General features: G+C 68.1%; 14 protein-coding genes and 1 pseudogene. 4 read left to right on the forward strand and 11 right to left on the reverse strand.

Features of this window, described 5'->3' with window-relative positions; all coding sequences use genetic code 11:
* Window positions 1-15: 15 nt before the first annotated feature.
* The 10 genes and pseudogenes from CMC5_RS33510 to CMC5_RS33555 form a co-directional block, all read right to left on the reverse strand.
* Entirely contained in the window at window positions 16-1,530 is a 1,515-nt protein-coding gene (locus CMC5_RS33510) for an esterase/lipase family protein (protein ID WP_050434211.1), read from the reverse strand.
* A complete protein-coding gene (locus CMC5_RS33515) occupies window positions 1,527-1,802 on the reverse strand; it encodes a hypothetical protein (protein WP_156339055.1) in 276 nt (91 codons plus the stop codon). The genes CMC5_RS33510 and CMC5_RS33515 overlap by 4 nt, the downstream gene beginning before the upstream one ends.
* A 12-nt stretch (window positions 1,803-1,814) precedes the next feature.
* The gene (locus CMC5_RS33520) at window positions 1,815-2,699 is read right to left on the reverse strand and encodes a DUF4123 domain-containing protein (protein WP_050434213.1); all 885 of its coding nucleotides are present in this window, start codon (window positions 2,697-2,699) and stop codon (window positions 1,815-1,817) included.
* A gap of 102 nt (window positions 2,700-2,801) precedes the next feature.
* A pseudogene (locus tag CMC5_RS33525) lies at window positions 2,802-3,086 on the reverse strand (PAAR domain-containing protein); the annotation flags it as partial.
* Window positions 3,087-3,116: 30 nt separating this feature from the next.
* Complete coding sequence (locus CMC5_RS33530; RefSeq protein ID WP_050436282.1) at window positions 3,117-5,192, reverse strand: type VI secretion system Vgr family protein; 2,076 nt, start codon at window positions 5,190-5,192, stop codon at window positions 3,117-3,119.
* 205 nt (window positions 5,193-5,397) lie between these two features.
* Window positions 5,398-5,796 carry a (deoxy)nucleoside triphosphate pyrophosphohydrolase gene (locus tag CMC5_RS33535; protein ID WP_082363025.1) on the reverse strand — a complete coding sequence of 133 codons (399 nt, stop codon included), beginning with the start codon at window positions 5,794-5,796 and terminating at the stop codon, window positions 5,398-5,400.
* Window positions 5,797-5,858: 62 nt separating this feature from the next.
* The gene (locus tag CMC5_RS33540; RefSeq protein ID WP_050434215.1) at window positions 5,859-6,932 is read right to left on the reverse strand and encodes a double zinc ribbon and FHA domain-containing protein; all 1,074 of its coding nucleotides are present in this window, start codon (window positions 6,930-6,932) and stop codon (window positions 5,859-5,861) included.
* A gap of 165 nt (window positions 6,933-7,097) precedes the next feature.
* On the reverse strand, window positions 7,098-7,778 hold the full coding sequence (ruvA, locus tag CMC5_RS33545) for a Holliday junction branch migration protein RuvA (RefSeq protein WP_050434216.1): 681 nt from the start codon (window positions 7,776-7,778) through the stop codon (window positions 7,098-7,100).
* Entirely contained in the window at window positions 7,775-8,299 is a 525-nt protein-coding gene (locus CMC5_RS33550; protein WP_156339056.1) for a hypothetical protein, read from the reverse strand. The genes ruvA and CMC5_RS33550 overlap by 4 nt, the downstream gene beginning before the upstream one ends.
* Before the next feature lie 167 nt (window positions 8,300-8,466).
* Complete coding sequence (locus CMC5_RS33555) at window positions 8,467-9,051, reverse strand: hypothetical protein (RefSeq protein WP_156339057.1); 585 nt, start codon at window positions 9,049-9,051, stop codon at window positions 8,467-8,469.
* 114 nt (window positions 9,052-9,165) lie between these two features.
* Between CMC5_RS33555 and CMC5_RS33560 the strand changes: the two genes are divergently transcribed.
* From CMC5_RS33560 to CMC5_RS33570, 3 genes are all read left to right on the forward strand, one after another.
* Entirely contained in the window at window positions 9,166-9,639 is a 474-nt protein-coding gene (locus CMC5_RS33560; protein ID WP_050434219.1) for a hypothetical protein, read from the forward strand.
* A gap of 2 nt (window positions 9,640-9,641) precedes the next feature.
* On the forward strand, window positions 9,642-10,982 hold the full coding sequence (locus CMC5_RS33565; RefSeq protein ID WP_050434220.1) for a LysM peptidoglycan-binding domain-containing protein: 1,341 nt from the start codon (window positions 9,642-9,644) through the stop codon (window positions 10,980-10,982).
* A 164-nt stretch (window positions 10,983-11,146) separates the two neighbouring features.
* Window positions 11,147-12,304 (forward strand): hypothetical protein, encoded by a 1,158-nt coding sequence (locus CMC5_RS33570; RefSeq protein WP_050434221.1) that lies wholly within the window; start codon window positions 11,147-11,149, stop codon window positions 12,302-12,304.
* 25 nt (window positions 12,305-12,329) lie between these two features.
* Here CMC5_RS33570 and CMC5_RS33575 read toward each other — a convergent pair whose 3' ends face one another.
* A complete protein-coding gene (locus CMC5_RS33575; protein ID WP_082363026.1) occupies window positions 12,330-15,902 on the reverse strand; it encodes a WD40 repeat domain-containing serine/threonine protein kinase in 3,573 nt (1,190 codons plus the stop codon).
* A 318-nt stretch (window positions 15,903-16,220) separates the two neighbouring features.
* Between CMC5_RS33575 and CMC5_RS33580 the strand changes: the two genes are divergently transcribed.
* Window positions 16,221-17,429 (forward strand): cytochrome P450, encoded by a 1,209-nt coding sequence (locus CMC5_RS33580; RefSeq protein ID WP_050434223.1) that lies wholly within the window; start codon window positions 16,221-16,223, stop codon window positions 17,427-17,429.
* Window positions 17,430-17,435 lie beyond the last annotated feature (6 nt).

Raw genomic sequence — 17,435 nt, forward strand, 5'->3', positions numbered from 1 at the left:
GCGCCCCTCAGCCCCTCAGCCCCTCGGCCTCGTCGAGAACCAGTCCTTCGACAGCAAGGAGATGGCGCGCACGGTGAATTGCTGCACGGTGGCGTTGTCGTAAGACATCTGGTGGTCGATACCCTCCACCGCCAGGACCTCCAGCACGGCGCCGCCCGTCGAGAGGGCCTCGCCCGAAGGGACGGGGACGGTGCCATCCCCCTCGCCGGTCGGATCCTGCAGCTTGGCCTCGAAGCGTCGGTTCGTGCCGGCGACCTGGAACTCCTCTTTGCCGGCGTCGTTCGATTTCGTGGCGATCATCGGGCCCGAGAGGAGCGCGCGGTCTTCCGCCTCGTTCGGCTGCCGGAAGAAGAGCTGATCGCGGGCGGCGACCCACTCGACCCGGTCCCAGGCGCGATATTTCGTCCCTGCGCCGTGGTAGGTGTAGGTCGTGTCGTGGTGCCGGAGCTTCAGCTCGTCGTGGAAGCTCTCTGCCGTGTTGAGGAGCTGATTGTAGCGCTCCCAGGGGTCACGCTCGGTGGGAGCGCCCGTCGCCTCCGGGTTGATCTGCGCCGGGTCGACCAGCCGATAGAACTGCTCCCGCTCGCGGTAGATCTCGCTGTAGGGGTTCCCCTCGGGCATGCGCCGGAGCGACTCGCCGCTGCGTGATTTGATGGAGAGCCACGAGCGCTCGCCGTCGCCATTGAGGTACTGCTTGGTCGGGAGCAGCTCCAGGCCTCCCGGCGCATTGGCGAGCACGGCCGTCACCTCGCGCCCATTCCAGCCGAGGACCAGCGCGGAGGCGCCCTCGAATCCGGCTTTCATTCGCTTGTAGGCGGCCGGCGCGCCGGTCGCTGGCTGGACGCCGTGCAGCACGCCCAGCATCTTCGCGGCGGCGCCATGCAGCAGCGCGGCAGAGCGGGTGGCGAGGCCGCCCATGGAGTGGGTGATCATGATCACCCGCTCACAGAAGGTCTTGTCGTTGTTGTTCTCGGCGATGATCGCGTCGATCCGCGTCGCGAGGTGCTTGCCAGCGGCCCGGTTGGAAGCCGTCCAGTTGTAGCCGATGGCATAGACGGGGAACGCGAAGACCTTCCGGAGCGGCCCCACGTCCGCCGACTGCAGGAAATTGAGCAGCCCACCGTAGCTGCTCCAGTGGACCTCGCCCCAGCCGCGCGCTCGCGCCTGTTCCCCTTGGCCCTTGGTGACGCCGAGCTTTTCGAGTTTCTCCGCGCTGTGAGAGTCGACCTCCAGAAATCCTTCATTGAAATCGGGGCCGATGAGACGACGGTGGCGCTCCACGGGGCCCGAGGTGCCCCAGTCCCAGGCGGCGCCCAGGGTGCTCCAAATGCCGTCCGGCGGATCCCACACCACGCGTCCGGTGGCCGCCTGCCGCAGGCGTGACCCCATGATGCCCGGCACGAGGATCAGCGGGATCGCCTCCCGCTCGACGACCACCTCGTGCTCCAGGGCGGTTTCCAGGCTCTCGACGGGCTTGTCGAGGTGATACCAGCGGACCTTCCGCTGCTGCGCGTCGCCAGCGGTCGTCACTTCACGCCCTCCATCTTCGGCGGCTGCCAGCGCTCGACGGACTCCAGGACCTTGGAGAACTCGAACTGGCACTGGCCCGGAGGAATGTAGCGGTGCCACGATCCACCGTTCTGATCGAGCGCCTCACCTTTCGTGCCATTGGTCAACGAGGCCTGATAGCGCTCGTCCTGATATGGCTGCCCTTCTTCATTGACCAGCCGCACCCGGATCCAGCTCAAGCACGGCTGGATGGCACCCTGACCATCCACCGCTTCGACCTGTGAACGTCGCACCCGGAACATGGCTCACTCCCTGCTCTGGCTGGGCCGCTGGGTCAGGCGGCGTGGCTCGCCGCGCTCACCTTCGACGAAAATGGCGAGGATGTCCCCGAACAGCTCTTCCTCCTGCCTCGGGGTGCAGGTGGGCAAGAACCGCCGCATGACACGGGGATCGTAGAAGCGAAAGTAAAGCCGCTGCCCCGACTCATCGAGCTCGACCATGAGGAAGCGGCGGAGGTGTCGACGCAGCTCGGTGAAGGCGCGCGGGGTGGTGCAGAACCATCCCCAGCGCTTGCCCCATCCCTCCTCCACGAGGCGCTCCAGCAACCGCGCGTCCGGCGCGAGCGGCCCCACCAGGTAAGGCGCGACGTCCTCGAGCGGCTCGCCGGGCGCCCCTTCGTAGAGGGAGCGGTGCCGCTCCACCGACTCGCGCAGGAGCACCAGAATCCGCTCGTCGCGCGCGGCGTCGAGCACGGCATAGAGAGGCGCCACGGCTGCCTCGGCGCGCAGCACCGCGAGGGCCGTGGCCGCCGTCGTGCGGCGCTGCTTCTCACGGAAGCGCACGCGCCCCGGGATCTCGGCCGGGTCCTGCTGGGGCGGGGGCGTCTTGCCCTCCACGTAGACGAGGAAGTCGGTCTCCCCTGCCTGGATCCAGTCGCCGTGCTCGACCTCGGCCTCGCTCACCATCGACCCGTGGAGCCGCGTCCCTCCGATGCTCCCGAGATCCTGGAGCGCACAGCGCGCTCCGTCCCACGAGAGCTGGAAGTGCAAGGCCGAGAGCTGTGCATCGTGCGGCACCGAGAGGTCGGCCCGCTCGGTCCGGCCAACACGCAGCGCACCGCCGGGAGGGATCACCCCCTTCGTCCCCGAGAGCCGACCCCAGCGGATCTCGACGATGCACCGCGGCTCCACGCGCTAGCTCCGCCGCCGCTTCGCCGCGCGCTCGCGCTCGGCCCGATCGCAGTCCTCGCAGAACGGCTTGTCCGTCTTCAGGCTCTCCGCCTGGGGCGACGAGCCGATGATCACGGTGGGGCACCCTTTGACGATCACCCCTCCGTGCGAGGTCATGTCGCCCATGCGCGCGGCGTCCTTGTTGCCGATGATCACCGACGACTCTCCGCGCGAGATCTTGTCGGTGGCCGGCACGCACCTCGCGCTGTCGCCAACCCGCGCCGAGGGCCACGAGCCGATGAGCACCGTCCCTTCGCCGCTCGTCACTGGTCCCCCCACGTGCGGAACCGGCCCGGGGTTCACCATCGGGCAGGTATGCAGGTCCATGATCCGTGCTGCCGGAGGCATATTCCTCTCCTTTGCGATCCCGGTTGAGGGCTACTGCCCGATCAAGGTCTTGCTCACATCGTCGGTCACGGCTTCGACCGCCTCGGCCGGCTCCTCCGGCTGTACGCCTGCGCCGCTCCCAGCCGATCCACCGCTGTTGATGCGCACCGTCTTGCCACGGATGGTCACGCCGCCCTGATCGATGCGGATGAAGCCCCCGGGGCCCTTGATGGTCAGGTCCTCGGCCGCCTCGATCACCAGCGCGGTCCCTGCGGCGAGGTGGATCTCCTTCACGGCCGCGAGCGCGTGGTTCTTGCCCACCAGCTCGTGCTGATCCCCCTTCACCGTCAATGACATCACGCCATCGACCCGCTGGTTCTGCTTGCCGAACACTCGCAGGTGGCTATCGCCTTCGACGCGCTCACGGCGGTCTTGCGCGACCACCAGATCCTGGTCCTTGCCGACGACGATCTTCACGTGCCCGACCGTGCGCTCGTGCTCGTCGTTCTTCACGAGCTTCTGTCGATCGTGAGCGATCGTGATGGTCTCGTCGTTCTTCACCAGGCGCCGACGGTTCTTCTCGGCATGCTCCCAGACGAGCTCCTGTCCCTTGAGATCCTCGAACATGATCTCGTTGAACCCTGCCGAGCCCAGGGACGAGTCGCTCTTCCAGGTGCTCCTCGTCTTGTGGTCCGGCAGCTTGTAGGGCACCGCTTGCGTCGCGTTGAACACGCGCCCGACGACGACCGGATGATCCGGATCGCCGTCCAGGAAGCCAACCAGCACCTCCTGTCCGACGCGGGGGATCACGATCATCCCGTAGCCCGTCCCGGCCCATCCCTGGCTCACACGAATCCAGCACGAACTCGCGTCGTCGCTCCGCCCCTCGCGATCCCAGGGGAACTGCACGCGGACGCGCCCGAACTCGTCGGTGTGAACCTCCTGTCCCGCGGTCCCGACGACGGTCGCGCTCTGCACACCTTCCACCTTGGGTTTCGGCGTCCGCTGGACCGGCAGGTACGGCACGTCCGTGAACACTGCCTGACCGGACATCGTCATCTCCTCACCGGGAGAGCCTTCCACCGACAGCTCCGTGACGAGGAGCGTCGCGGCATCGCCGAGTTCGTTGTGCGGATGCCCCTCGATCGAGAAGACCACGCCAGGGACGAGATCGATGGTGTTCGTGTCGAAGGCGATGGAGCGACGGCCTTGCCGATCTCCCGCCAGACCGCGGTCAGCACGCCCGTGCCCGAAGGACTGATCGTAACGCGCGGTGCCCTTGTCATCGGCGACCGGCGTGTTCCCCCCCTTCCCCGTCTCGATCAGCATCGCCCCGGGCTGGTAGTGGTACTGCTCGTACTTGTCCTCTGGCGCTGGCGCCTTGGTGGGTGCCTCGCCGAGCAACGCGAACCCGGGATTGCGGAAGTCGTAGTCGCGGATGGTGGTCGCGCCCGGCCGCACCTCGTAGAGCAGCCGCACATTCTGCACGAACTCTTTCTCCGAGGCCTCGTTGGGGTTGTCCACGTAGGGCAGCGCCTCGGGGCGCACCGGACCGCTGTGGAGCTTGTCGGCAAGCGTCAGCTTCGAGCCTTCTTCCCCCTCGTCGGCGAAGGTGAACGCGATCCCGGCTTCTTCGAGGAGTCGGCTCAGGAAGGCGTAGTCGCTCTCGCCGTACTGCACCTTGAATTCGAGCTTCGGATACTCCTCACGACCGATCTTCCAGTCGGGCTCGAGGTTCCACTCGCCGAGGAGCTCGTCCACGATGTCGGGGATGCTCGCGTGCTGGAAAATACGGTAGTTGCGTCGCTGGGTGAGCACCCACAGCGTGGGGACGAGGCGCAAGAAGTAGGTCGACTCGTCCTTGCCAGCCGTCGGCTGCACCGCGTGGACCTGCTCGATCGTGCTGACGATACCGGTCCAGGTGCGCGTACCCGTCCGCGCAAACAGCATGCCGCTGTCGATCCGGAAGCTCGCTGGCTTCCCGATGATCGCCTCCAGATCGATGCTGGGGCTCTCGGATCGTGCCCAGATGGAGACTGTGAACAGGCTCGATGTCGCCTCGTGGACCGAGAAACGACGCACCGACAGCGTGCGGTCACCAGACGCGACGTTCAGCTCGAGAATCATGCGGGGCCGCTCTCCCATCCACCTTCCACTCGCGCCGCGAAGTGGATTGACAGGTAGGTGTTCATGCTACGCCATCCGTTATGGCTGAACACCGCCAAAATTATTTGAGCACCACTGAAGTGATGCTCCTGGATGGGGATTGCTGCGATCCGACCGACACGCTCGGCGCGCCGACACCGAACTGAAGGCGAGCTGTCGTGCGTCGTTAACCGACGCCGAGCAGCTTGTTCATCGTCGCCTCGTCGGCAGGCGTGAACGGGTACCTGTCGAACTCCGCGCTCGTCACCCAGCGGAACTCGTTGACGGCGAGTGGAGCGGGTTCACCGCTCTGGATCGAACACTCGTACAGGTAGAGATCCACGGTGTACCGCTCGTAAGGGTGGCTCACGAACGAGATGAGCTGCCCCGCTTCGATCTCGACCCCGAGCCGATGCCTCACTTCGCGCTTGAGGGCCACCGCGTCGGTCTCGCCCTCCTCCACCCGACCGCCAGGGAACTCCCAGAGGAGCGGGAGCACCGCCGTGGCACGTCGCTGGGTGATGAGATACCGCCCGTCCTGTTCGATGACGGCGGCGACGACCCGGATGGTCCGAACCATTTCCATACCGATCCCTTCCCTCACTCCTCGCTGCGGGGTTCTCGCAGCCAGGCGCGTCACGCCCTCATTCAGAGCGCGATGCGGAAGAGCTGCTGTCCCATCAGCAGGACGTCACCCTCGCTGATCTCCGTCTCGCTGTACAGCCGAACGAAGGTACCGTTCGAGCTCCCGAGATCGATCAGGAAGAGCCTGCCATTCTGGTAAGAGAGCTGGCAGTGCAGGCCTGAGACGTAGCCATCCTCGGGGAAGAGGATGTCGCCGCGCTCCCGGCCCATGTGCAGGCCCGTCTCGGGGACCGGGAAGGCGTTGCCGGTGGTATCGCGCCCGATGATCATGGCGATGCGCCCGACGTATCCCTTGGAAGGGCTGCCCAACCGCTCCACCCCATCCGGCGTGGCGGGGACGGGGTTGAGGCTTTCCAGACGCACGATTTCCTGCCCGATGCGAAACACGTCGCCGATCTGGAGGAGCACCGGTTCGTCCCGGCGCAGCTTGCGGTACACACCGTTCAGCGAGTTGTCGTCCCTGACGAAGGCCTTGGTGCCGCGGCGCGTGAAGGTGGCGTGGCGCGGAGAGAGATAGCTGTCGCCGGCGAAGATGGATCCCGAGTCGCGCCCGATGGTCGTGGTGCCGGTGATCGTGTGGGCGCCGGCCTCCGTGCCGTCTGCACGGAGCGCCGTGAGCAAGATGCTCCCGTTCGCAGCAGCCGCTGGCGCGGGGGATGCTGCAGGAGCAGGGATGCTGGCCGCCTTCGGTGCCAGCTTGAACCCGCAGAGCGCACAGAACTTGTTCGATGCCGGGTTCAACTCCTGGCACTGCCCGCACACGATGGTCGAACCAGCCGCGGGGGGAACGCTCGGGGCCACCGCAGGCGCCGCCGATACGGCCGGCACGGGGGCAAAGGCGACGGGCTCGGGCGAGTGCACGGGGGCAGCAGCCGGCGCTGCCGCGCGCGGGAGGGGTCCAGGGCCGACCGAGGTGGACTCGTCACCGAAGCTGGCCTTGACCGCTGGCACACCTTGCGGCGGGGTCCCGGCCGCGAACTTCTTTGGTGAGGCTTCGCGAGGTAGCTCGGCTCCGCAGCCGAGACAGAACTTGTAATGGTCCTGGTTCTCCTTGGAGCACTTCGGGCAGGTGATCACCGCAACTCCTCGCGACGTGAGAGCGTGTCGTCCAGACAGTGGCGTCCGGTCGACGGCGGGCCGAGCATATGCATCGTCGGTGGCTTCTGTCGACTACTTGGTATGAGTTCGTCGAACGAGGCAGCAGCAGCAGGGCCTCCGACGGGACAGCAGCCGCCGGAACCTCTAGCGGGACAAGAGCCCCAGGGCCTCGCGGATCATCTCGTCGAGGGGCGCCGTGTCGATACGGGAGGCCAGGGCGGTCACGGCACGCTCTGCTTCCGCCGGGCGGTAGCCCATCCCCGTCAACGCGCTCTTGAGAAGGTCCCCGTGGGCGCTCGGAGCCGGCGCGGAGGGTAGCGACGGTGTTCCAGCGGGAGCGGAGGGAAGCTCGATCAGCTTGTCCTTCAGCTCCAGCACGAGCCGCTCCGCCGTCTTTTTCCCTACCCCAGGAATTTTGGTGAGACGAGCGACCTCCTTCCGGGCAATGACCGCCGCCAGCTCTGCGGCCGTGAGGACGCTCAAGATGGCCATGGCGATCTTCGGACCGATGCTCGAAACGGAGATGAGGGCGCGGAACGCCGCCCGCTCTTCCCTGGCAGCGAAGCCGTAGAGAAGGAAGGCATCCTCCCGGACGTGGGTATGGACGAAGAGCGTGATGGTCTCTCGGAGAGGAGCAGCGCCCCCGGCGTGAGGCACGGCGTGGGCTTTCTCACCTGCTCCCTTCGACGACGAGGAAGCGATGGCCCGAGCGCGCCCCAGCGCTCCGAGCGGCACCATCACCTCGTAGCCGACGCCAGAGACATCCAGCACGGTGGTGCCGTCCGCCTCCTCTTCCACGACATGACCCGTGAGGCGACCGATCAATTGAGCTTCGCTCCCTGCGCGATCCAGCGACGGATCTTGTTCCGATCTTCAGCAGAGGCGAGGTCCCGCTGGTAGGGCATCGGCGCACCACAGGCATCGTTGGCGGCGCACTCGAGCTTCCCACACGCGAGGGTGTTGTCCGCCTTGTGCATCAGGAAGCTCTGCTCCGCGTTGCCGGCCGTGATGAGCGGCATGCCCGCCTTGAGCACCGGCATCACATCCAGCGTCTGGTCGAGGACGGCCTGGAGGTGCTGGATGGAAGGCGGCACGCCCTGCACCGGACCCAGGTACACCAGGCCTTGCGAGCCACTAATGGTGCCGTGACAGCTGTTGCCGAACGTGCACGAGGCCTGGAGGACGGGCATCACATCACGCCGCAGGCTCACTTCCTCCGTACCGACCTGGAAGCTGCCGTAGTCGAAGCAGCTCGCGTCGAGAGGCTGGCCCTCATCGTCATCGCCACAACCGACGAGGCCGATGGCGACGACCATCGAGGAGAAGAGAAGAAGGAACATGCGCACGGGGGTGATCCTCGCAGATGGCTCGGGGAAGCGAACCCTATCAGAGTCCGCCGAGTTGCGTCAGCCGGCCGCCCGCACCTCGGCAGCCCTCCGCGTCTGCGAAGCGCTCCCGTCGGCGCTTCGAGGCCGGCAGGACGCTGGCGACGTGCGCCCGTCGGATGTTCCGCTCAGTTGTCCAGAGCGCCCTGTGCGATCCAGCGGCGGACCGTATCCCGCTTCTCGGTCGGGATCGCAGGCTGCCGGAGAGGCATCGCGTCCTTGCAGGAGTTCGTGGCGGCGCAGGCCAGATCACCGCAGTTCAGGGTGCCGTCCATCTTGTGCATGAGGAAGCTGCGCGCCGGGTTCTCTGGCGTGATCCTCGGCATGCCGGCCTCGACGGCGGCCTCGGCGTTCACCGTCTGCGCCAGCACTTCCTGGAGCTGCTCGTCCGACGGCTGCATGGCGATCGAGGGCCCGAGGTACACCTTGCCCGCGGGCCCGCTCTCCACCCCGTGACAGCTCGAACCAAAGGTGCAGGAACCTTGCAGGATCGGCATCACGTCGGCCCGCAGGCTGACCGCCGGCGTCGAGCCGTCCCAGCCCGTGTAGTCGAAGCATGCGGCAGGGGCGCTGCCGCCCGTTCCGCCGCCCGTTCCGCCGCCGCCATCGCCGGAGCTTCCCCCCGGACCCCCCCCGCCGTCACCGCCCCCATCGCTGCACGCGGCGATCCCGCAGCCGATGGCCATGCTCGCAAGAAGAAAGATCCTACGCATCACCCATTCCTCGCTGCCATTCCAGCGCCCGAGCGTACCAGATCCGGCACCGTCCGGCAGAAATTGCCGCGTGTTTGGCCGCCTGCAGCGAGCAGCGCTAACCTGCCCGACCGGATGATGTCCCTCCCGAACGCCCGCTGGATCGGGCTCGCGATCGCCGCGCTGAGTGCGGGCTGTGGCGGCAACACGGACGCCCTCGAGCAACAGCTCGCGACGACGCGGGCCGAGCTGGTCAAGGTACGCGCGGATCAGGCCGTGCTCGCCGATCGCCTCGCTGCCATCGAGCGCGCTGGGCGGGACCGACTCTCGTCACCTGCCCCACGAACGTCGCCTGCTGGCGGCGATCGCCCCGCGCTCGCGGTGGTCCACATGGACCCTTCCATGATGCCCGCAAATCCCCCGCCCGCTTCCGGCGGAGAGCCAGGGGTCGCGTTGCAGGACAGTGGCGTCGATACGGATCCCGACGCAGAAGGCCCGCGGCCCTTGCTCCGCTCCACGCCCGACGGCGGCGTGATCACCATCGCCGATCCCAGCAATCCTCCTGCTCGCAAGCCCTCTCCGCGCGCCACCTCGGCTGGAAAGCGTTGACCATGAAGCACCCGACGACCCTCGTTGCCCTCGCCCTGGTGTCCGCGCCGGCCACCGCGCTCGCTCAGGATGCCGCAGACGACGGTGGTGGCGCGACCCAGCCTGGAGCACCCAGCGTGACCGTCGTCCAGGTCCCCACGCCAGCTCCTCAGCAGGTGACGTTCCCAGGCTTCCCCCAGCCTGGCTTCGATCCCAACGCGCACCTGCCCTCCAGCTCGCGCGCGACCCTGGACACCTCGCGCACGGCGGACGGCTTCGACCTGCGCTCCAGCACCGTCGGAGAGGTCTCGGTCCGCGGCAATGCGAACGGCTCGTACGTCGTCGAAGGGCAGTACCTTCCCGAGATGCACTCCGTCCGGCGCGGCGACACGCTCTGGGAGATCTCCTCGCGCTACTACCAGAACCCGTATTCCTGGCCGCAGCTCTGGGCGATGAACCCCCAGATCCAGAACCCACACTGGATCTACCCTGGAGATCGCCTCCGGCTCCGTGATCAAGGTCAGGGCAGCGCACGCAGCGGCCTCACTTCCAACATGCAGAGCGGCTTGCGGATGCAGGGCAACCGAGTCCCCCCGCAGACCGTGTTCCTGCGCAACATGGGCTGGGTCGACGACCACGAGAAGGACACGTGGGGGAAGCTCGTCGGCAGCCCCGAGGATCAGATGCTCCTCAGCGCGGGCGACGACGTGTACCTGCAGATGTCCAAGGACAAGGACGGCGAGGAGCGCCCCATCTCCGTGGGCCAGGAGCTCACGATCTTCCAGGTCATCAAGCGGGTGGGATCGGGCAAGTCCTCGGGTGATCTGGTGGCCGTTCGCGGCACGGTACGCGTGGACCGCTACAACCCGAAGACCCGCATGGTGCGCGGCCGGATCACGGAATCGCTCGACGTGATCGAGCGCGGCGCGCTGATCGGCTCCGTGCAGCGGCGCTTCGACGTCGTATCGCCGCGCAAGAGCGACAAGGATCTGGAAGCACGGCTGCTCGCGTCCGTGTACCCCCACCACATGTTCGGTCAGAACCAGGTGGTCTTCATCGACAAGGGCAAGGAAGAGGGCGTGGAGCCCGGAATGCGCTTCTTCGCCGTGCGACGCGGTGATCGCTGGGCACAGACCGCCAGCGCCGCAGGCCCCACCGCTCAGCTCCGACCGCGGGTCGAGGACGACCGCGCCGCGGTCGTCGACAAGATGAAGTACGGCGTGGACGAGGACCTCCTGCCGGACGAGACGTACGCGGAGATGCGCGTGCTGAACGTCCGAGACCACACCGCCGTCGCGCTCGTGACCGCCTCCCTCTACGAGGTGGAGCGAAACGCCGTGCTCGTGCTGCGGAAGGGATACTGAGGGTTCGATCTCGCCTCAGCGCACGAATGGCGTCAGGGTGCAGCCTCGTGTGCCGCCCTGAGCCATCGGCATCGGAACGCGATCGTTCCACCTCACGGAGCCCTTTCGCGCTCGGCCGACATTGTGCACGCTACCGACCAACGCTTACTTCGAGGAGGTCGGTGATGCTCAAGGTTCATGGCGTGGGCCTCGCGGTCGCGCTTCTGTCGATGCCCATCCTCATGGGCGCGGACGGCAAAGGGTGTGGCGTCGTCGTCGTCGGCGAAGGGGATGACGGCGGCGGACAGAGCGAGCCTGGCAATCCCGGGAACGGACCGATCTCGTCCTGTGGCACCGAGTTCCACATCTTCGGCGTTTACGAGACGCACTCGAACCACAGCGGCGCCGACGACCACCCCGAAGGCGAGGCGACGATCCACATCGAACGCCCAGGCTCGCACGTCATCGCGCTGTCCTCCTACGAGCCGGTGCACTGGACGGTGACGATGGCTCCGGGGGTCACCCTCGAGAAGGTGATCCTGAACGGCTACCACGACCAGCGGGCGGACGTGCCCGCTGGGGTCCCCGTGGAGAGCCACGACGGCACCTCCGGCTGGCTCGGCGCCTATGGCTATGCGTGGCCTTCGAGCGAAGGGGGCAGCGATACGCCGGCGCTGGTCGGCGCACTGGAAGCAGCGGCCGGCCAGGAGATGACCTCGTTCCATGGCTGTTACAGCTCCACCTCGTTCGTGCTCCACGACGACCTGAGCGTGGCCGCCGGCTGCGACATCGACGGCGGGTATGCGCTGACGGGCCACGTCGAGGAGCCGAGCTGCGGCCCCGGGACGCCGAGCTGCGGCCCCGAGCTTCACCTCCTCAGCGTGTACGAGTCCCACGGCAACCACGGCTGGAACCACCATCCCGAAGGCGAAGCCTCGGTCCATGTCGAACGGCAGGGACCTGTCGTCCTGGCGCTCTCCTCGTACGAGCCCGTGTACTGGAAGGTGACCGCCGCCCCCGGTGTCACCCTCGAGAAGGTGATCCTGAACGGCTACCACGATCAACGGGCGGACGTGCCGCCTGGCGTGCCGGTGGAGATCTACGACGCCGACCAGATGCTCGCAGCCTGCGCCTACCAATGGCCAGGCGACGACCAGGGCTGCGACACGCAAGGGCTGGTGAGCGCGCTCGAGAGCGTCGCGGGACGCTCGCTGACGTCGTTCCACGGCTGCTACCAGGCCAACACGTTCGTGCTCCACGACGACATCGGCGCTTCTTCGTCTTGCAGCGCCGGCGCTTCCTCCACGCAGAGCAGCTACATGGGCGAGACCTGCGGAGACTGAGTGGACCAGGCCACCCGGCCCTGGCTCAGTTCAGCCCGCGCAGATCCACCTCCGTCCCCGAAGACCGCGTCGTCGCCTCCAGGAACGACCGCAGGGGCTTTTCGGTCCACGGGAGACTGTCGGCCCAGCGCCGCACCGTCCCGTCTCGCCCCACCGAGATCAGCCCCAGCCCCTCGGGGGAGAACGCGACGCCCACCACGGCCCCCGTGTGCCCCTCCAGCGCTCTGCTCTCGCCGCTCTCCAGATCCCAGAGGCGCACCGTTCGGTCCAGGCTCGCGGTCGCCAACCGCAGCCCATCGGGCGCGATCGCGAAGCCCGTCACTTCGCCGCTGTGCCCTCGGAGCGTCGCGCGCTGCGAGCGCGTCTCCACATCCCACAGCCGCGCGCCCGTGTCCCCACCACTCATCGTGACGAGCGTCTTGCCATCCGGCAGAAACCCGAGCTGCCTCACCCCCGTCCCCCCCAGGTTGAACTTCTCCGCGACCCCTGACTCCAGGTTCCAGAGCTGCATCGTGTGATCCATGCTCCCCGAGACGAGCAGATGCTCGTCGGGCGAGAACGCGATCGCGGTGACCTCCCCCTCGTGCTCACCCAGCAGCCTCCCCTCGCCGGTCGCGACCCGCCAGATCAGCACACTGAGATCCTCGCCGGCCGTCGCCAGCAGCTCACCGCTCGGCGAGAACCGCATCGCGCGCACCTGACCCACGTGCCCGGAGAACACGCGCTCCTCACCGGACGCGATCTCGCGCAGCCGCACCTTCCCGTCGGCCTCCGCCGAAGCGATCCACTGGCTGTCCGGCGAGAATGCGAGGGCCAGAACAGCGGCCTGGGTCGGGCTCGCCAGCTCACCCACCTGCACGCCACTGCGGCTCCAGACGCGCACGATGTTGTCCGAACCCGCGGTGGCGATGTGCTCACCATCCGCCGACAGCACCGCCGCGACGATCTCCCCCAGATGCGCCTGGACGATGAGCGGCGGGCGCTCCTCCTCCCAGAGGCGCAGCAGCCCATCCCGCCCACCGGCGGCGATGAGTCGACCATTACTGGAGATCCCCGCCAGCACGGCGTCGGCCCCGCGCCCCGGCAGCACTTCGCTCGCCTGCGCGACCACCGGGAACAGCCGCACCGTCGCGTCTCCCCCTGCCGTCACCAGCAGCTGGCCATCAGGCGAGAAGGACACGCTGTTCACGGTGTCCTGATGCCCCTGGAGCACCCGGCTCTGGCCGCTGGTGAGATCCCAGATGCGCGCCGTGCGATCGAAACCGCCGGTCGCGAGCAACTTGCCGTCTGGAGAGAATGCAGCCCGCAGCACGTCCCCGTCGTGCCCGCGCAACACCTGACCCAGCCCACGCTGCAGGTCCCAGACATAGACCGCTGCGCCCGACAGCACCGCCACCCAGCGCCCGTCGGGCGAGGTCGCCATCCTGTGCTCCGACATGGTCTCCAGCGGCGACAGGTGGTTGGGGAGAAGCCCGAGCGTCCTCGACTTGCCGGTCGCCATGTCCCAGCTTCGCATCTCCCCCTGATGGGTCAGATGCAAGAGCGTGTTTCCATCGTGCGAGAAGAGGATCGCACCGCAAGGCCCGCGCGGCTCGGCGAGGCGCTCCAGCACCCGTCGCTGTCCCGTGACGGTGTCCTCCACCGAGAGGGTGGCATAGTCGAGACGTGCGATCCGTCGCGTGCTGGAAGCGATGCTGCTCTTGCTGTCCCCGGAAGACAGGAGGCGCACGCGGCCGGTCTCGACCTCGAGGTCGAACACCGTCCCCTTCCCTTTCAGGAAGGCGTGCCGACCGTCCGCCGAGAAGCCCGTCATCACGACCCAGCTCGGATGCTGGACGACACGAAGCGCGGCGCCGGTCGTCGCATCCCAGAGCCGCGACGTCCTGTCCTTGCCCGCGGACATGAGGAGGCTGCCATCGGGCGAGAAGGCGATGCTCCAGACCTCGTCGGTGTGACCCGAAAGCGTACGCCCCGCGCCGGAGACCATGTCCCAGAGCATGACGTTGCCGTCGTCACTCGCCGTGGCGAGCTGCCGCCCGTCCGGAGAGAGCACCGTACCGTTGATGAGGGCGGTGTGGCCACGCAGCGTGGTCGACAGGCCACGCGCGACCGCGTCGGCCGCGATGACGCGCGCCGCACTCCAGCGGTTGAACTGCGGAGAGAGGCGCCTGAGCCACGCGAGCGCCTCGCTCGGATCGCGGGTGAGCGACGTCCTCGCCTGCACCAGGGTCAGCGCATCGGCGCGGGTCAGTGCCGCCTGCCGCGCGTTCTCTGCCTCCATCCGCTGCTCTTCGGCGCGACCACGCTCTGCGATGGTGCGTTTCACCCCGATCGCGCCCACCACCACCAGCGCCACCAGCGCCGCCACCGCCACGGCGAGGGGCGCGCGGTAACGCCGCACGAAGCGCCTGAGCAGCGAGAGCAGCGAGTAGCGGTGAGCGCCGACGAACTGCCCCGTCTCGAAGCGGCGCAGATCCTCGGCCAGCTCCCGCGCCGTCGGATAGCGCTCGGTCGGCTCGCGGGCCATCGCCTTGTCCACGATGGCGAGCAGCTCCTCGGGCACGTCGCGCAGGAAGCTCCCGAGCGGCTCCGGGGGACCGGCCAGCACCTGCCGCAGCACCGCACGCGCGTTCTTTCCGTCGTACGGAGGCACGCCAGCCAGCAGGTGGTACAGGATCGCGCCGATCGCGTAGACGTCCGCGCGCTCGTCGACGCGAAGCCCCGATGCCTGCTCCGGCGGCATGTATGCCGGTGTGCCGATCACCGAGCCCGCGAGGGTGAGCTGCGCGCCTCCCGGACTCTGCACGTCGGCCGACCGATCCACGGCGTCGTCCTCCTCGCTCAGGTCCTTGGCGAGGCCCCAGTCGATCACCACCGTCTCACCGAAGTCGCCGCACAGCACGTTGGCGGGCTTGATGTCACGGTGGATCACCCGCTGCGCATGCGCATAGGCCACGGCTTCGGCCACCGCCAGCACGTGGCGGAGCAGCCCCATGCGGAGGGCCAGGGTGCGCTGCTCCGCGATCCGGTCCTCGAGGGAGCGCCCCGAGACCAGCTTCATCGCATAGAACGGCTCCCCGGTCGGCCAGCGCCCAGCCTCGTAGATCGGCACGATGGCCGGGTGCTGGAGGCGCGCGGTGACCAGCGCCTCCCGCACGAAGCGCTTCTCCGCGCCGGCGCGCGGGTCGAGCAGGTGCTTGATCGCCACCGGCCTGCCCAGCCGGCGATCCCTGGCGCGGAGCACACGCCCGATCCCCCCTTGAGCGACCTCGCCGTGGACCTCGTAGCTCGTGTACTCCACCACCGGGAGCTGCGCCGCGCTCCACCGCTGGGACGACGTCGGCTCGGCCGAAGGCGCCGTGATGGTGTCTGCGTCGCGATCGTGGGGAAGCGTCGCCGCATGCGCGAACCCTGCGGGATCGAACGAGGGAGCGGCGCCGTGCGTGGGGTCGGTGTCGTCCCTGGACGCGGTGCCACCCCGCGCCACCTCGGCCGGTCGGCCAGGCCGGACGGCGCCAGGCACGGCCCCTTGAGGGACGGTCGTGGCGGCGCGCCCCTCCCTGGACCGCTCGCCAGCGCCCCCTGTCGATGCACTCACCCGGCAACTCCTGAGGGCAATGCGTCCAGATCAACCTCCGCGGGACCCAGCATGATCACGAAAACCGAGAGCGCCATGGGTAAGGCGGAGGTCGGCGGTGGTTTGGGTGGAGGCTCGCTCATCGTCGTCCTCGGTGAGGAATATCGCATGGGGCCTTCACGTGTCGCCCTCTCCCGCGTCGCCCACCGAGTGAAGCGTCGATCACGGGCGATCCGACCCCTCGGCGTCTCCACCGCCCGCCGCGGGCGCTCGCTTCGGGTGCGCCGCCGAGAGTACCATCGACGACCGGACGTTCAGGCTTGCTTGAGGAGGAACCGCATGGAACTCGCGGACATCAGGATCGCCGATCCGGATCTCTATCTCACGGGAGTGCCGCATGACCGCTTCGAGCGGCTCCGGCGAGAAGCACCCGTTTTCTGGCACGAAGAAGAAGGGGGGACCGGCTTCTGGGCCATCACCCGGCACGCGGACGCCATCCAGGTGATCAGCGACGCCAAGCGCTTCTCCTCCGCGCGAGGCGGCATCTGGCTCGAGGACTACCCGCCCGACGATCTCCGCTCCAACCGTGACGGCCTCATCACCCTGGATCCTCCTCGCCAGACCCGCTACCGCGGCCTGGTCTCGAAGGGCTTCGTCCCCCGCCTGATGCAGGCCATCGAGCCCCACGCGCGCGAGATCGTCACCGCCATGATCGACCGCGTCGAGGAGCGCGGCTCAGGCGACTTCGTGAGCGAGCTGGCCGGCGATCTGCCGCTGCGGATCATCCTGCAACTCCTCGGCATACCGCTGGAAGACAGAGCGCAGGTGGCGGCCTGGGCTTACCAGTTCCTGCTCGCCGCCGACAAACCGAAGGAGGAGGTCGAAGCGCTCGTCCGCGATCTGGTCGGCTATGCGGCGCGACTCGCCGAGGAGCGCCGCGCGAGCCCACGCGACGACATGCTCAGCGTGTTGATGGAAGGCGAGCTGGACGGCGAGAAGCTCAGCAGCTTCGAATTCGGCCTCTTCTTCTCTCTGCTCCTCTCGGCAGGGACGGTGACCACCCACCAGCTCATCGCCCAGGGGATGCTCACCTTGCTGGAACGCCCGGAGACCCAGCGAAGGCTGGAGGAGGATCCCTCGCTCATCCCCTCCGCCGTCGAAGAGATGCTGCGATTCGTCCCGTCGGTCGGCTACATGAGGCGCACGGCGACGTGCGACACGGAGATCCAGGGGCAGCGCATCGCCGAGGGGGACAAGGTGGTGGCCTGGCTGGTGTCGGCCAACCGCGATGAAGAGGTGTTCCCCGACGCGCAGACCTTCGACGTGACGCGCAGCCCGAACGAGCACCTCTCGTTCGGCCGAGGCCCCCACTTCTGCCTCGGCGCGACGCTCGCGCGGCTGGAGGCACGGGTGGCCTTCGAGGAGATCCTGCGCCGTCTCCCCGGCATGCAGCTCGCCGGTCCGGTGCAGCGGATGCGCTCGAACTGGCTCATGGGCCTCACCCACCTGCCGGTGCGCTGGTCCCCCTCCCTGCGCGCGCGCCCGTGACCCCCG

Source organism: Chondromyces crocatus (assembly GCF_001189295.1).
Lineage (GTDB): Bacteria > Myxococcota_A > Polyangia > Polyangiales > Polyangiaceae > Chondromyces > Chondromyces crocatus.

What these genes read in the sequence shown, in the direction of transcription:
- CMC5_RS33570 (WP_050434221.1), top strand. Translation starts at nt 11,147, where the DNA reads ATGCTCAAGGTTCATGGCGTGGGCCTCGCGGTCGCGCTTCTGTCGATG.
- CMC5_RS33555 (WP_156339057.1), bottom strand. Translation starts at nt 9,051, where the DNA reads ATGCGTAGGATCTTTCTTCTTGCGAGCATGGCCATCGGCTGCGGGATC.
- CMC5_RS33535 (WP_082363025.1), bottom strand. Translation starts at nt 5,796, where the DNA reads ATGGAAATGGTTCGGACCATCCGGGTCGTCGCCGCCGTCATCGAACAG.
- CMC5_RS33580 (WP_050434223.1), top strand. Translation starts at nt 16,221, where the DNA reads ATGGAACTCGCGGACATCAGGATCGCCGATCCGGATCTCTATCTCACG.
- CMC5_RS33530 (WP_050436282.1), bottom strand. Translation starts at nt 5,192, where the DNA reads ATGATTCTCGAGCTGAACGTCGCGTCTGGTGACCGCACGCTGTCGGTG.
- CMC5_RS33560 (WP_050434219.1), top strand. Translation starts at nt 9,166, where the DNA reads ATGATGTCCCTCCCGAACGCCCGCTGGATCGGGCTCGCGATCGCCGCG.
- CMC5_RS33565 (WP_050434220.1), top strand. Translation starts at nt 9,642, where the DNA reads ATGAAGCACCCGACGACCCTCGTTGCCCTCGCCCTGGTGTCCGCGCCG.